The organism is Amycolatopsis rifamycinica (assembly GCF_000695625.1).
Classification (GTDB): Bacteria; Actinomycetota; Actinomycetes; order Mycobacteriales; family Pseudonocardiaceae; genus Amycolatopsis; species Amycolatopsis rifamycinica.
Genome location: NZ_JMQI01000079.1, coordinates 95,717 through 110,267, shown reverse-complemented (window position 1 = coordinate 110,267; position 14,551 = coordinate 95,717). Strand labels below are relative to the sequence as shown.

General features: G+C 71.6%; 14 protein-coding genes. 6 read left to right on the top strand and 8 right to left on the bottom strand.

Annotation, left to right across the window (positions count from 1 at the left end; all coding sequences use genetic code 11):
* Positions 1-83: 83 nt before the first annotated feature.
* Positions 84-533 (bottom strand): SRPBCC family protein, encoded by a 450-nt coding sequence (locus DV20_RS38885; RefSeq protein WP_043788518.1) that lies wholly within the window; start codon positions 531-533, stop codon positions 84-86.
* Between the two features lie 69 nt (positions 534-602).
* Here DV20_RS38885 and DV20_RS38880 point away from each other — a divergent pair, with 69 nt between their 5' ends.
* Positions 603-2,570 (top strand): FUSC family protein, encoded by a 1,968-nt coding sequence (locus DV20_RS38880; protein ID WP_043788516.1) that lies wholly within the window; start codon positions 603-605, stop codon positions 2,568-2,570.
* Positions 2,571-2,593: 23 nt separating this feature from the next.
* Positions 2,594-2,791, top strand: coding sequence for an antitoxin (locus tag DV20_RS38875; protein ID WP_043788515.1), 198 nt, complete (start codon positions 2,594-2,596; stop codon positions 2,789-2,791).
* A 3-nt stretch (positions 2,792-2,794) separates the two neighbouring features.
* Here the strand turns inward: DV20_RS38875 and DV20_RS38870 are convergent, their stop codons facing one another.
* The 3 genes from DV20_RS38870 to DV20_RS38860 are packed head-to-tail and all read right to left on the bottom strand — an operon-like array spanning position 2,795 to position 6,362.
* Positions 2,795-3,748, bottom strand: a complete 954-nt coding sequence (locus DV20_RS38870; protein WP_043788512.1) for a prephenate dehydrogenase — start codon at positions 3,746-3,748, stop codon at positions 2,795-2,797.
* Positions 3,749-3,798: 50 nt separating this feature from the next.
* The gene (locus tag DV20_RS38865) at positions 3,799-5,811 is read right to left on the bottom strand and encodes an NADPH-dependent 2,4-dienoyl-CoA reductase (RefSeq protein ID WP_043788510.1); all 2,013 of its coding nucleotides are present in this window, start codon (positions 5,809-5,811) and stop codon (positions 3,799-3,801) included.
* The gene (locus DV20_RS38860) at positions 5,808-6,362 is read right to left on the bottom strand and encodes a PadR family transcriptional regulator (RefSeq protein ID WP_043788509.1); all 555 of its coding nucleotides are present in this window, start codon (positions 6,360-6,362) and stop codon (positions 5,808-5,810) included. Before DV20_RS38860 ends, DV20_RS38865 begins: the two co-directional genes overlap by 4 nt.
* 148 nt (positions 6,363-6,510) lie before the next feature.
* On the opposite strand from DV20_RS38860, the gene DV20_RS38855 reads away from it, so the two are divergent.
* Positions 6,511-7,449, top strand: coding sequence for a patatin-like phospholipase family protein (locus DV20_RS38855; protein WP_235191125.1), 939 nt, complete (start codon positions 6,511-6,513; stop codon positions 7,447-7,449).
* On the opposite strand, the gene DV20_RS38850 is transcribed toward DV20_RS38855, so the two are convergent.
* Together DV20_RS38850 and DV20_RS38845 are read right to left on the bottom strand one after the other, a co-directional pair.
* Positions 7,446-8,288 (bottom strand): SAM-dependent methyltransferase, encoded by an 843-nt coding sequence (locus DV20_RS38850; RefSeq protein WP_043788507.1) that lies wholly within the window; start codon positions 8,286-8,288, stop codon positions 7,446-7,448. The two genes, DV20_RS38855 and DV20_RS38850, sit on opposite strands and share 4 nt — an antisense overlap.
* A gap of 37 nt (positions 8,289-8,325) precedes the next feature.
* Positions 8,326-8,775 carry a MarR family winged helix-turn-helix transcriptional regulator gene (locus DV20_RS38845; protein ID WP_043788506.1) on the bottom strand — a complete coding sequence of 150 codons (450 nt, stop codon included), beginning with the start codon at positions 8,773-8,775 and terminating at the stop codon, positions 8,326-8,328.
* A gap of 151 nt (positions 8,776-8,926) precedes the next feature.
* Between DV20_RS38845 and DV20_RS38840 the strand changes: the two genes are divergently transcribed.
* Positions 8,927-9,889 carry an alpha/beta hydrolase gene (locus DV20_RS38840; RefSeq protein ID WP_043788505.1) on the top strand — a complete coding sequence of 321 codons (963 nt, stop codon included), beginning with the start codon at positions 8,927-8,929 and terminating at the stop codon, positions 9,887-9,889.
* A 146-nt stretch (positions 9,890-10,035) separates the two neighbouring features.
* Positions 10,036-11,244 (top strand): alpha/beta hydrolase, encoded by a 1,209-nt coding sequence (locus tag DV20_RS38835; protein ID WP_043788503.1) that lies wholly within the window; start codon positions 10,036-10,038, stop codon positions 11,242-11,244.
* Positions 11,245-11,250: 6 nt separating this feature from the next.
* Here DV20_RS38835 and DV20_RS38830 read toward each other — a convergent pair whose 3' ends face one another.
* Positions 11,251-12,141 (bottom strand): serine hydrolase family protein, encoded by an 891-nt coding sequence (locus tag DV20_RS38830; RefSeq protein ID WP_043788502.1) that lies wholly within the window; start codon positions 12,139-12,141, stop codon positions 11,251-11,253.
* 190 nt (positions 12,142-12,331) lie between these two features.
* On the opposite strand from DV20_RS38830, the gene DV20_RS38825 reads away from it, so the two are divergent.
* Positions 12,332-12,964 carry a DUF4383 domain-containing protein gene (locus DV20_RS38825; protein WP_043788501.1) on the top strand — a complete coding sequence of 211 codons (633 nt, stop codon included), beginning with the start codon at positions 12,332-12,334 and terminating at the stop codon, positions 12,962-12,964.
* A gap of 15 nt (positions 12,965-12,979) precedes the next feature.
* Here DV20_RS38825 and DV20_RS38820 read toward each other — a convergent pair whose 3' ends face one another.
* Complete coding sequence (locus tag DV20_RS38820; RefSeq protein WP_043788500.1) at positions 12,980-13,981, bottom strand: SCO0930 family lipoprotein; 1,002 nt, start codon at positions 13,979-13,981, stop codon at positions 12,980-12,982.
* Between the last annotated feature and the right edge of the window lie 570 nt (positions 13,982-14,551).

The following is a 14,551-nucleotide window of genomic DNA, read 5'->3' as shown; positions in this document are numbered from 1 at the left end:
TCGCGAAGACCACCCGAAAGAGTGACGTCGGGGAGGCGGGGGAAGTTGCGCCGGACGATCTTATGTGGCCCGGCGCACGCAGGTCAGCGCCCGGTTTCGGCCGCCTTGACCAGCTTGGCGGAGAACAGCCGGATCACCGTCCGGAGGGTGGCGGCCAGCACCGGCCCGGTGCCCTTGACCGGTTCGGTGAACGAGCCCGTCCACCGCAGGTGCGTGCCGCCCTCGGCCGTCGGCGTGAAGAGCACCTCGGCGCGGTAGTCCTTGAGCGGCTTGCCGCCGGCGAAGGTGTAGACGTGCTTGCGCCCGGGCTCGTACTCGACGGTTTCCTCGCGGATCAGCACCGGCCACAGGCCGACCTCGCGGACGGCGCCGACGCCGTCCGGCTCTTCGGCGCCCCGGCGCGCCCAGCGGGCCTGGACGATCAGTGGCTTTCCCCACTCCGCCCACCGCGGGCCGTCCGCCTCGAGCGCGAACAGCGCCTCCGGCGGCGCGGTGCTCGTGCGGTTGACCTCGTAGGAGTACTTGCGACCCACCGGTAACCTCCCGCGTTGTTGACAGGTTGATAATTAATCGTCTCCGGGAGCGTAGGTCAAGATGAGGGGGTGAGCACGCCGCGCCCCGACCTCGCCGCGCCGCACTGGCTGGTCCAGCTCCTGCGCAGCTCGCCGGTGCCGGTGCCGTGGAACATGGTCGCCCGGGCCGTGGCCGCGCTGGCCGTGCCGCTCGCGATCGCGTACGCGGCGGGGGACATCGGCGTCGGCGCGCTCATCTCGACCGGCGCCCTGCCCGCCGTGTTGTCCGAATCGGCCGGTCCCTACCGCTACCGCGCCCGGCGCCTCGGCGGGGCGACGCTCGCCGCGACCGCCGGCTACCTCGCCGGGCTGCTCACCGGCGGCACGCCGGCGCTGTCCGTGCCCGCGGTGGTCCTGGTCGCCGCGGTGTCCGCGGTGATCAGCGCGGCCGGCAGCAACGCCTCGGTCGCCGGGCTGCAGATGCTCGTCTTCTGCGTGCTCGCCACCGGCCAGCACGCGACCGGCGTCCGCGTCGAGATCCTCTTCGGCTGCTTCTGCCTCGGTGCCGCCTGGAGCCTGCTGGTCGCGCTCGTCACCTGGACGGTCCGCGCGACCAGCCCCGAACGCACCGCCGTCGCGCACGTCTACGTCGAGCTGGCCGCGATGCTGTCGGCGACCGACGAAGCCGTCTCGCGGGTGGCCCGCCACCGGCTGACCACGGCCATGAACACCGCCTACGACCAGCTGCTCACCGCGCGCTCCTGGCTGTCCGGCCGCGACGCCGCCTACCGGCACCTGCTCAACCTCCTTTCGGCGACGACACCCGCCGTCGAGGCGTCCGTGGCGATGGTCAACGCCGGCCGCCGCCCGGCCCGCGAGGTCATCGACCACTTCGTCGCGCTTTCGGCCGCGGTGCTGGCCGCCCAGCCGCTGCCGTCCCCACCGCCGGCGCCGCCCGGCGAACCGGATCCGATCGTCGCCGCGCTCTACGCGGGACTGGTCCGGATCGGCAAGGGCGACGACCGCAAGCGCCGGCAGCCGGCGCCGTGGCACCGCCGCCTGCGGGAGTGGGCGGCCTCGCTCGCGTCCGGCCCGCTGACCTGGATCGCCGCGCTGCGGCTGACGCTGTGCGTCGCCATCGCCGAAGCCGTCGGCCTGCTCGTGCCGCTGGAGCGGTCGTACTGGATCACGCTGACCGTCGGCATCGTGCTGAAGCCCGACTTCGGGTCCGTCTTCGGTCGCGCGGTGCTGCGCGGCATCGGCACGGTCATCGGCGTCGGGATCGGTGCGGCGGTGCTCGGGCTCGGCGCGAACGGCTGGGTCCTGGTGGCCCTGAGCGCGGTCTTCGCCGGCGGCATCGCGGTGGGGAAGGTGCGCAACTACGGCATCCAGAGCGCCTTCGTGACGCCGTTGATCATCCTGCAGATGGGGCTGGCCCACACCGGCGACGGGAGCGTGGTGCTGGCCCGGCTGGTGGACACCGTGCTGGGCTGCGTGATCGTGCTCGTCTTCGGCTACCTGCTGTGGCCGGGCAGCCGGCGCCCGCGGGTGGGCGGGCGGCTGGCCGACGGCCTGGACGCGGTCGCGAAGTACGTCTCGCACGCGCTGGTGGAGGCGTCGTCGGGGGAGGCGCGGCTGGCCCGGTCGCGCGCGCGGCGCGGCGCCTACCGGGCCCTGGCCGACCTGCGGACGGCGTTCCAGCAGGCCGTCGTGGAGCCGTCCGCGCACGGCCGCCAGGCGGTGGCGTGGTGGCCGGTGATCGCCGCGCAGGAGCGGGTCGCCGACGCCGTCACCGAGGTCGGCGTGACGATCGGGCGAGGGGTGCCGCCACCGGATCCGGCCGACGTCGAGCTGCTGACGGCCGCGTTGGGAGAGCTCGCGTCGGCCGTGCGGGAGCAGCGGGAGCCGCGGTCGGTGCCGCTGCCGGACGCGGAGCGGCTGTCCGGCGTGGTCGACCAGCTGGAGTCGGCGTTCGCCGCCGTCCGCGGCCCCGACCTGGCCGAACGCGCGCCCCTGGGCCTGGTCCGGCGGTTCCTGCCCCACCACCGGCGCACGTGAGGACCGTGCGGTTCAATGCACCCATGGGCATCGACTTCGAAGCGTTGAAGGGCAAGGCCGAAGAGGCCCTGCGCGAGCACAACGACAAGATCGAGGAAGGTCTGGACAAGGCCGCCGACTTCGCGAAGTCGAAGTTCGCCGGCCACGACAGCCAGATCGACACCGGCGTCGAGAAGGCGAAGGACTTCCTGAACAAGTTCGACGACACGCCGGACCGGTAACCCCTACTGGACTTCGCCGGTCGCGATCCCGTCCGCGAGGCCGGTGATCCGGCCGCCGCGTTCACCCAGTGCGATCAGGCCCTGCCGCGCGTCCGGCGCGGTCAGGCTGATCCGGACTCCGGCCCGTTCGACGTCGAGGCTGGCGGCAAGCGCTTGCGCGCCTTCGTATCCCGCGTTGATCGTGGCCGCGAGCCCGCCGGTGGAGGCGAGCGAACCGCGGGCGGCGCCGAGCCGGCCGAGCGCCTCGTCGACGATCGGCAGCAGCGCGTCCCGGTTGCCTTCGGTCATCGCGCGGACGAGCTGCGGGTTCGAGCCGGCGACACGCGTGCCGTCGCGGTAGGACCCGGCCGCGAGCGACATCGCCAGCGGGCCGCCCTCGGCGCCGATGGTGGCCAGGATCGCCGCCAGCAGGTGCGGCAGGTGCGAAATCCGGGCGACGGCCTCGTCGTGCGACTCCGCGGGCAGCGGGACGACGTGCGCGCCGACGTCCAGCACGAGCTTCGCCACCTCGGCCCACGCCTCGAGGTCGGTGTCCTCCTCGACGGCGACCACCCACGCGGCGCCCTGGAACAGCGCGGCGTCCCCGGCCAGCCAGCCGGAGTTCGACGTCCCGGCCATCGGGTGCCCGCCGACGTACCGCGTGTAGGGCACGCGACGGCGAACCGCGTCCAGTACCGGCGCTTTCACGCTGGTCACGTCGGTGAGCAGGCAGTGCGACGCGTGCTGGCTGACCAGCCGCAGCAGGTCTTCGACGGCCGGGAGCGGCACGGCGAGCACCACCATCGCGTCCTCGGCCGCGGCCCGGTGCAGGGCCGCTTCGACGTCCGTCGTGACGTCGTAGCCCGCTCTGCTCGCCGCGTCGGCGTCCACTTCGGAAACCGCGGCGCCCCACGCTGTGCGGCCGCTGGCGGCCGCCGCGCGCAGGAGTGACCCGCCGATCAGCCCGAGCCCGATCACGCATACGTCTCGCACGGGGCCCATCCTGCCAGTGCGGGACGCATCTGGGGCTATAGCGCGGCCGCGAGCCGCGTTCCCTGGTCGATCGCGCGCTTCGCGTCGAGTTCCGCGGCCACGTCGGCCCCGCCGATCAGGTGCACCGGCAGCCCGGCGGCCCGCAGTTCGTCGGCGAGGTCCCGCACCGGTTCCTGACCGGCGCAGACGACGACCGTGTCGACGTCGAGGAGCCGGGGCACGCCGTCGACGGTGATGTGCAGGCCGTCGTCGTCGATCCGCTCGTAGGTGACGCCGGGCAGCTGCTCGGCGCGCTTGGCCTTGAGCGCGGCCCGGTGCACCCAGCCCGACGTCTTGCCGAGCCCGGCTCCGATCCCGGACTTCTTGCGCTGCAACAGGAACACCTGCCGCGGCGACGGCTCGGGCCGCGGCGTGCCCAGCCCGCCCGCCGCCTGTTCCGGGTCGGTGACACCCCACTCCGCCAGCCACGCGTCCAGGTTCAGCGCGGGCGATCCGCGGTGCGTGAGAAACTCGCTGACGTCGACGCCGATGCCGCCGGCCCCGATCACCGCGACCCGCTCGCCGACCGGCTTGCCGTGCTTGACGACGTCGACGTAGGACAGCACCTTCGGGTGGTCGATCCCGGGCAGCGACGGCACGCGCGGCGCGACCCCGGTGGCCAGCACGACCTCGTCGAAGCCGGTCAGTTCGGCCGCGGACACGCGCTTTCCGAGGTGCAGCTTGACCCCGGTCACCTCGAGCCGCCGCCGGTAGTAGCGGATGGTCTCGGCGAACTCCTCCTTGCCGGGGATCTTCCGCGCGATGCCGAACTGGCCGCCGATCTCGTCGTCGGCTTCGAATAGTTCGACGCTGTGGCCGCGTTCGGCCAGCGCGGTCGCCGCGGACAGCCCGGCAGGCCCGGCTCCGACGACAGCGACGTGCTTCGACCGCCGCGCCGGCGCGAGGGTCAACGTCGTCTCGTGGCCGGCCCGCGGGTTGACCATGCAGGACACCAGCTTGCGCTTGAAGGCGTGGTCGAGGCAGGCCTGGTTGCACGCGATGCAGGTGTTGATCTCGTCCTCCCGGCCGCTCTCGGCCTTCCGGATCCACTCCGGGTCGGCGAGGAACGGCCGGGCCATCGACACGAGGTCGGCGTCGCCGCTGCTCAGCGCCTCTTCGGCGACCTGCGGCATGTTGATCCGGTTCGAGGTGACGACCGGGATGCCCACGTGCGGCCGGAGCTTCCCGGTCACCCAGGTGAACGCCGCGCGCGGCACCGACGTGACGATCGTGGGCACGCGGGCCTCGTGCCAGCCGATGCCGGTGTTGATGATCGTGGCGCCCGCGGCCTCGACCTCCTGGGCGAGCGCGACGACTTCCTCCCAGCGCTGGCCGCCCGGGACGAGGTCGAGCATGGAGAGCCGGTAGATGATGATGAAGTCGTCGCCCACCTTTTCCCGCGTGCGCTTGACGATCTCGACGGCGAACCGGCGCCGCTTCTCCGACGTGCCGCCCCAGGCGTCGGTGCGTTTGTTGGTGCGCTCGGCCAGGAACTGGTTGATCAGGTAGCCCTCGGAGCCCATGATCTCGACGCCGTCGTAGCCCGCTTCGCGCGCCAGAGCGGCGCAATCGGCGAAGGCACGGATCTGCTGACGCACGCCGTAACCGGTCAGTCCGCGCGGGCGGAACGGGTTGATCGGCGCCTTGATGCTCGACGCCGACACGCTCAGCGGGTGGTAGGCGTACCGGCCCGCGTGCAGCACCTGCAGCGCGATCTTGCCGCCGGCGTCGTGCACCGGCGCGGTGAGCTGCCGGTGCTGCCGCGCTTCGGCGGACGTCGTCAGCTTCGAGGCGAAGGGGAGCAGCCAGCCGGTGCGGTTCGGGGCGAATCCGCCGGTGACGATCAGCCCGACACCGCCGCGGGCGCGTTCGGCGTAGTACTCGGCCAGCTCGGGGAAGCGGGACGCCTTGTCTTCGAGGCCGGTGTGCATCGAGCCCATCAGGACGCGGTTGCGCAGCGTCGTGAAGCCGAGGTCGAGGGGGCTGAGCAGGTGCGGGTACGGGCTCATCGGGCGTCCTTGGGGTTGAGGGCCGTCTCCATGGCGCTGAGGACTTCGTCGAACCACTCGACCTGGCCCTCTTCGACGCGGATGCCGCCGCGCAGGACCAGGTACTGGTGCAGGTGTTGCCCGTCGAGGTTCGCCGGCGCGGGAAAGTCGCGCTTCTCGATCTGGCGGTAGACGTCGAGGCGTTCGGCGTGCTTGTCGCGGTGGCGGACGATCTCCTCGGCGACCTTCGCCGGGTCGCCGAAGGTGGCGCCACGGATCTTCACGGCCAGCTCGACCGGCCCGGCGCCCGGATCCGGCTCCGCGAGCCAGCGGACGAGTTCGGCGCGGCCGTCGTCGCTGACCGTGTAGACCTTCTTGTCCGGCCGCCCGGACTGCGCGACGACGTCGACGGTCACCCAGCCGGCTTCTTCCATCCGCTTCAGCACCCGGTAGATCTGCTGGTGGGTGGCGCTCCAGAAGAGCCCGATCGACTTCTCGAAGCGGCGCGTGAGCTCATAGCCCGAACCGGCGCGCTCGGACAGCGAAACGAGGATCGCGTGCTCCAGTACCATGCACCTAGTTTCATATGCACCCAGTTGCACGGCAAGGAGGCGTCCGCCACTTTCACGTGAAAGTGCCCACCTCCGGACGCCACTTTCACGTGAAAGTGGCGGGCCGGGTGGCGCAAAACGGGTCGACTTCGAGAGCGAAAAGACCAGGATGGGAGAAGTGCACCCGGTACTCGAACTGATCTCCGAACGGATGGCGGCGGGCAGCGTCCCGGGAGAACGCACCGACGGCAGGCGTCTCGCGCTCGCCATCGAGGGCGGCAGCAGCCGCGGCACCTACTCCAGCGGCATGGTCCTGGCCCTGGACGAACTTGGCGTGACACCGGCCTTCGACGCCGTCTACGGCTCGTCGGCCGGCGCGCTGAACGGCGCCTGGCTGCTCTGCGGCCGCTCCTCGACCGGCGTCCGGACGTGGTGGAACCCGGTGGTCATGCGCCGGATCATCAACCCGCTGCACACCCTGCGCGGCCGCGCGGTGATCGACCTCGAGTACCTCGTCCACCAGGTCTACTCGGTGCTGGAACCGATGGACTTCCCGGCGATCCTGGCCAACCCGGTCACCTTCCACCCGCTGGCCACCGACGCCGATACCGGCGAGTCCACCGACCTGCACCCGTTCCTGGCCGACGTCGACGCGATCAAGATCGCGCTCGCCGCGTCCTCGTGCATGCCGGTGCTGGCCGGGCCGCCGATCCCGATGGCCGGCCGCCGGTTCGTCGACGCCGGCGTGGCCGAGCCGATCCCGTACCGCACCGCGCTGGCCCAGGGCGCGACCGACGTCCTGGTGCTGCGCACCCGCCGCGCCGACGAACTGCCGGTGCGGCCGCCGCGGGTGCACGACGTCGTCGTGCCGCGGTTCCTGCGCCGCCAGGCACCCGGCGCCATCCCGGCCTGGCAGGACACCTACCGGCGGGACGTCGAGGACGAGGAGACCCTGGCGGCCGACCCGCGCATCCTGAGCGTCCGGCCCCCGGTGGGGGCGCCGGACGTGGCCGTGCTCGAGCGTGATCCCGAGGTGCTGCGCAAGGCCGTCGACCTGGGCAAAGGGGCCGTCCTCGACGTGCTGGACAGCCTGCGCGAAGCGTCTTAGGGCTTGCGCGCGACGCCGCCGATCACCCGCGACTCGGACGGCGATCCGGCGAACAGGGTGTGCTCGTCCGGGTGCCACGCCGGGGCGTAGACGAGCCCCGGCTCCAGCGGCGGCCAGCCGCCGAAGAAGCGTTCGAACTCGGCCATCGTCCGCAGGAAACCCGGGTTCGTCGTGGACTCGTAGTACTCGAGCAGGTCGAGCAGCGCCTGCCGCTCGTCCTCGTTCACCGGGTTCTCGTTGGTCATCTGCGACAGCACCAGCAGCGACCCGGGCGCGACCCGGGCGCGGTAGAACTCGAGCAGCTCGTCCGGGTTCTGCTCGTCCTTGACGAAGTGCATCACCGCGTTGATCACCAGCACGACCGGCTCGCGCACGTCGATGAGCTCCGACGCCTTCACCCGCTCCCAGAGGTCGTCGGGCTGCAGGAAGTCCGCGGCGATCGCGTGGTGGCGCCCGGGGTCGGCGGTGTCGGCCAGCAGCAGCGTCGAGTGCGCCAGCGCGATCGGCTCGTTGTCGATGTAGAGCACCCGCGTGTCCCGCTCGGGCCGCGTCTCGTCGGCGACCTCGTGCACGTTGCCCGCGGTCGGCAGGCCGGAGCCGACGTCGACGAACTGCCGCAGCCCGGCGCGCACGCACTCGCGGACCGCGCGGCCCAGGAACTGCCGGCTCGTCCGGCAGTACTCGCCGATGAGCGGCAGCCGGGCGCGGACCTTTTCGGCGAAGTCGCGGTCGATCGCGTAGTGGGTGTCGCCGCCGATGAAGTAGTCGTAGATCCGGGCGGCCGACGGCCGGTCGAGGCTGCTCGCGACGGCCTTGAGCGCGTCGTCGTGGTTGATCATGACTTCCCCCTCGCGGCCCATGCTGCCACGGGAACGATCACGCCGGCGAGCACGCGTCCCGATAGCGGTTGACCGACTCCGTCAACCGGTCCAGTTCGGCGCGCATCCGGGCGAGCCCGGCTTCGTCCATGCTCATCGCCGCGCCGATCACGTCCGGGATGCCCCGCGCCTTCTCGTGCAGCGCCTTCCCGGCGTCCGTCAGGCTGACGCGGACCGAGCGCTCGTCGTCGGCCTGGCGATTCCGGGCCACGAGGCCCGCGGTCTGCAGGCGCTTGAGCAACGGCGAGAGCGTGCCCGAATCGAGGTTCAACGCGGTGCCGAGCTCCTTGACCAGGCGGTGGTCCTGCTCCCAGAGCGCCAGCATGACCAGGTACTGGGGATAGGTCAGATCGAGGTCTTCCAGGACGACCCGGTACAGCGACGTCACCGCGCGCGACGCCGAGTACAGCCCGAAGCAGAGCTGGTCGTCCAGCCGCAGAGACGCCATGGCGTCCTCCTCTCTTCCGCCTTCGATGGTCCTCGGCAAGGCGTCGGGGAGCAACTCAAGTGCGCTGCATCTCATTGGGTTCCAATTAGTTGTGCACAACTGAGTTGCGAGCTACCTTCGTGATATCAGCTTCGAGTCCGAGGAGGACGACATGACCGCCAACCCGCACAACCTGGCCCTCGAACCGGCCGCGCAGGCGTTCGCGGAGGCCACCGACCAGCCGCCGTACCTGTTCCAGCTGCCGCCGGCGGAGGGTCGCAAGGCCGTCGACGGCGTCCAGGACGGCGAGGTGGCCATGGCCGCCGCCGAGATCGAGGTGCTGACCGTCCCGGGCGGCCCGAACGGGGACGTCGAGACGCGGATCGTCCGCCCCGCCGGTGTTTCCGGCCCGCTTCCGGTGATCGTCTACATCCACGGCGCCGGCTGGGTGTTCGGCGACTTCCACACCCACGAGCGGCTGGTGCGCGAACTGGCGGCCGGCGTCGGCGCCGCCGTCGTCTTCCCCGAGTACAGCCGTTCGCCCGAGGCGCGCTACCCGGTCGCCATCGAGGAGAACTACGCCGTGGCGAAGTGGGTCGCCCAGCACGGCGCCGAGAAGGGCCTCGACACCTCGCGCATCGCGATCGCCGGGGACTCCGTCGGCGGGAACATGACCGCGGCGCTGACCATCCTGGCCAAGCAGCGCGGCGACGTCACTTTCAAGCAGCAGGTGCTCTTCTACCCGGTCACCGACGCGAACTTCGACACCGAGTCGTACCACCGGTTCGCCGAGGGCTACTTCCTCGGCCGCGAAGGCATGAAGTGGTTCTGGGACCAGTACACGACCGATCCCGCCCAGCGCGCGGAGATCACGGCGTCGCCGCTGCGCGCGTCGCTCGACGAGCTCGCCGGGCTGCCGCCGGCCCTGGTGATCACCGGCGAAGCCGACGTGCTTCGCGACGAAGGTGAGGCGTACGCGGCGAAGCTGCGTCAGGCCGGTGTTCCCGTCACCGCCGTCCGGTACCAGGGGATCATCCACGACTTCGTGATGGTCAACGCGCTGCGCGAGACGCACGCCGCCGAGGCCGCGATCACCCAGGCCGTCACGGTGCTGTCGCGCGCGCTGGCGAAGTAGTTGAGAAAACGCTGAGTGCTCCGCACGTTGCGGCGCTATGAGGCAACTCACAGGTCCGCAACGTGCGAGCCGGGTCAAACGTGCTATATACGCGAGTCCCGGGGGTCCGGGTGCGCATTAGCTGCCCGCCCGGAAGGACCGTTCCCATGCACCTCAGCAGCATCCGGCTCGATTCGCCGATCACGATGAGCATCGTGGTCGCCGTGACGCTGCTCGCGATCATCGCCGTCCCGCTGTTCTGGGAGCGCTGGAAGCGGAAGCTGTTGTGGCGCACCGTCACCATTCTCGGCGCGGTCGTCTCGATCGTCGTCACCACCGGCCTGACCGGCAACCTGATCGGCGGCTTCTTCCCGACGGTCGGTTCGCTGCTCGGCACCGGCGTCTACGCGGCCGACAGCATCGACGCCGAGACGAGCGCGAACGGCGAGAACCTCGAGGTCGTCCGGGAAGTGGGCACGGCGCACGCCAAGGAGGGCAAGGGCACCGTCGTCCACATGAAGGTGACGGGCCGGCGCACCAAGCTCACCCGCGACGTGACGGTGTACCTCCCGCCGCAGTACTTCGACCCGGCCTACAAGAGCCTGAAGTTCCCGGCGATCGAGTGGATCCCGAACTACCCGTCCGGGCCCGAGGTCGTCACCGACGGGTACAAGCTCCCGGACCAGCTCGACGCGGCGATCGCCAAGCGCGCGCTGCCCCCGGTCGTGGTGATCATGCCGGACCCCACGGGCGTCCCGAAGATCGGCCACGACACCGAGTGCGTCGACGAGGTCAACGGCACCGCGAACGACACGTACCTGACCGCGGACCTGCGCGAGTGGGCCCTGCAGAAGCTCGGCGTCGCCGCGGACCGGAAGGCCTGGACCTTCGCCGGCTGGTCGTCCGGCGGGTACTGCGCGATGAACCTGGTGACCCGCCACCCGCAGTGGTACGGCCAGGCGGTCAGCGTCAGCGGTTACGACCGCGCGCAGATGGACGCCGAGACCGAGAACCTCTACAAGGGCCGCCAGGACGTCGACGACGCCAACAACGTCGGCATCACGGTCCGCCTCCACCCGTCCCCGGTGGACATCCTCGCCATCTGGGGCGAGAACGAGAAGTTCGAGAGCGCGGCGGCCGAGCTGATCCGCGGCGGCGTCCGGCCGCCGGTCCGCTTCCAGTCGTGGAAGGTCCCGGACGCGGGCCACAACATGAACACCTTCAAGTCGCAGATTCCCGAAATCCTCACCTGGATCGGCGCCCACACGACTCCGCCCGCCCCGGCGGGCCGTCAGGTCGAGACCACCGGCGGCGTGCAGCCGTGGCCGCTGCCCCGCTCGGGCGCGCCGGGCGCGCTGGCCGACGTCGACCAGTGACCTCGCTCAGCTCTCGTCCGAGCCGAGCAGCGCCGAGACGATCGTCGTGACCCGCCTCGACGCCGTCGGGTAGTCGACCTTGACGGGGTGCTCGGTCAGCACCACCACGATGTAGCGGCTGTCCTCGCCGAGGACGCCCGAGGTGTGCAGCATTCGCGTCGGGCCGCAGCACGACCAGCCCTGCTTCACCGCCCACGGCCGCCCGCCGGCGGCGTCCGGGATGCCGAAGTACTGCCGGAAGCCGTCGGACCCGCGTTCGGTCGCGTCCCGCAGCCCCTTCATGATCGCGCCGGACTTGCGGTCCAGCAGGTACCGGTAGATCTTCACGACGTCCGGCGCGGTGATGCGCGTGTCGCCCCAGCGGCCGGGATCCGCGGGCGCCCGGGTTCCGCTGAGGCCCAGCTTCGCGGCCCAGCGCGTGACGATCGACGGTCCGCCGTAGGCCGTCCAGAACCGGCTCGCGAGGTCGTCGTCGCTGCGGGCCAGCATCCGCTGGACGTCCGCCACGGGACCACCCTGTTCGAGCGTGGAAAGCGCTATCAGCAGTTTCACGAGCGACGCCGAGGTGTATCCGCGGTCGGCGTGCACGGAGTCGATCGCGGCGCCTCGCTGCCGGTCGAAGACGACGGCGCTGACCTTGCCGTCGCGCACGAGCTTGTCCAGCGCGGCGGCGTCCACCTCGACCGGATCCGCCGGCGCGGCCTTGGCCGCCGGCGTCTCCGTCTTGGGGGCCGGCGTCGGCGCCGGTGCCGGCGTCTCGGACGTCGTCGCCGGAGCGATCTCCGTGACCGCGATCGGCTGGGGCGCCGCGGCGGAGCTGTGCCCCGCCGTCACCACCACCGCGCCGATCGCCCCCAGGCACAGCCCCACCAGGAAGATGCCGCTCAGCTTGCGCATGCCCTGGATTGCCGGGAGAGCCGCGCGCTGTTCGCCCGGACGGGCCGGTTTGTGGGATAGGTCTCGAACAGGGCCCGAATCGCGAACACATCAGTGCCCAGCGGGCAAGCACCATCGTTTCGCCGACGGTGGTCGCGGGGTACTCCAGCCCGGTGACGATCGTCACCACCCGCTGGGAAGGACTGGAGTCATGGTTCACGCGAAAGGCGCACGCATCCGGGTCCGCGGCCTGCAACCGGCGCAGGTGCTGGCCGGACTGGCCGGGATCGCGTTCCTCGTCGTCGGCATCATCGGATTTTCACGGACCGGCTTCGGCAACTTCGCCGGCCACCACGACGCCGGGTTCTGGCGGTTCTCCGCCAACCCGCTGATGAGCCTGGTCCGCGTCGTGACCGGTGTGGTCGGCCTGCTGCTGGCGTTCGGCTCGGGCCGCGCGCGGACGTTCGGCTGGCTGCTGTTCATCGGTTACGGCCTGCTGTTCGTGTGGGGCCTGATGATCGACGGCCTCATTTCGACCAACCCGTTCGCCAACGCCGGCAACCCGATGGACCTCGAGCCCGCCGACACGTGGCTGCACCTCGGTGTCGCCGCGCTCGGCCTGCTGATCGCGGTCCTGCCGGCCCGCCGCACCATCCTGCTGCCCGAGGACGAGACGGCCGACGAGCCGACCGTGGCCGAGCAGCGCACCGACCGGCCGGTCGTCGACCGCACCGAAGACCGGGTGACCGATGAACCGCGTCGCCGGTCGTTCCTGCGCCGTGACCACAACGGGCGAGGCCCGGAGGTCACTCACGAAGAGCGTCCGCCGGGCCTCGCCCACTAGGAGGTTCGGGGTGGTTCAGTAGGTGGTGCCACCGGAACCGGAGTCGTTGGTCGCCGCACCGCTGCCGGCCGGAGCCTGCTGCTGGCCGGCAGCGGTCGCCGGGTTGCTGCCGACCTTGCACCCGGCGGGCTCGATGACGAACCAGGTGCCGTTCACGCCCTGACCGTTCGCGTCACCGGGCTTGGTGTCCTTCGAGAAGGTGTAGACGGGCCAGCCGCCGATGGTGACCTGCTCGGTGCCGTCCGCGCGCTTGACGCTGCCGAGGAGCTTCGAGTCGATGCCCTGCAGCTCGACCTTGCCGTTGGAGAGCACCGCGGGCCAGGTCTTGGCGCAGTCGCCGTTGCAGGTGGACGTCTTGGCCTTCTTGCTGTCCTTCTGGAACAGGTAGAGCGTCATGCCGTTCTGATCGACGATCGCGTCGCCGAGCCCATCGATCTTGCTGGCGCTGAGCTTGACGGCCCCGGCTTCGGACCCACCCGCGGCGGCCTGTCCGGCCTTCCCGCCCTTGGCGTTCGCCGCGTACCAGGCACCACCGACACCCTGGCCGGTCGCGTCGCCGGGCTTGGTGTCCTTGGCGTAGCGGTAGAGGGCCCACCCGCCGACGGTGATCTGCTCGGTCCCGTCGGAGCGCGTCACCTTCCCGACCATGTTCTTGTCGACGCCTTGCACTTGGACATCACCGGTGGCCAGCATCGGCGGCCACGCCTTGGCGCAGTCACCGTCGCAGTTCGACTTCGGCGGCTTCGCGGTGTCCTTGTCGAAGCGGTAGAGGGTCATACCGTTCTGGTCGGTGAGCACCTGCCCGACCTCGGCGACATCCGCGACGACCAGTTTGCTCTCGTTCGACGCCGGAGCAGCGTTCCCAACCTGGCCGTTGGCGGCCTGGCCGCCCCCGGTGCCACCGGCGGCCGCAGGAGCGACAACCGGCTGAGCAGTCTCGGCACCCGAGCAAGCGGTGAGCACTGCCAGCCCGGCTGCCGCCGCGGCGACGGAGACGGCGATGCGCGTGCGAAGCATGGAAGTTCTCCTTGTGTCCGTTGAGGTTCCTGCCGCTCGGTGCGGCTGCTTGATACCCACTACACGGACCCCCGGCGGAGGCGGTTCAAAGAATTTTCGCCGGGGTGGGGTGGGGGTGGTCCGGCGCCGGCTGGCTTGGCCGGGCTGCGCTGCGGCGGACGGGTTGGGTGTACGGCTGAGCTGCGAGCGCGCGGGCGTGCGCGTGCGGGTGCGTGCTCGCATCTGCCCGCCCGCCCGCGCCCGCTGGCACCTCACCGTCCGCGCCCGCTGGCACCTCACCGCTGGCGCCCGTCGGCGCCCGCGGCCGCACCCGCGTGCGGGGCCCGCGCCCGCTCGCGCCTGCCTGGCGCCTGCCGGCGCCCGCCGACCCGCGCCCGCTGGCGCCCGACCGCGCCCGCTCGCACCCCGCTGGTGCCCGTCCGCCCGCTCCCCTTGGCGCCTGCCCAGCGCCCGCCCGCGCACGCCCGCCTGCCGCGCCCGCTGCCGACGCCCGCCCGCCCGCGCCGGCGCCCGACTGGACCCTCGTGCCGCTGGCGCCCGTCGGCGCCCGCGGCCGCACCCGCGTGCGGG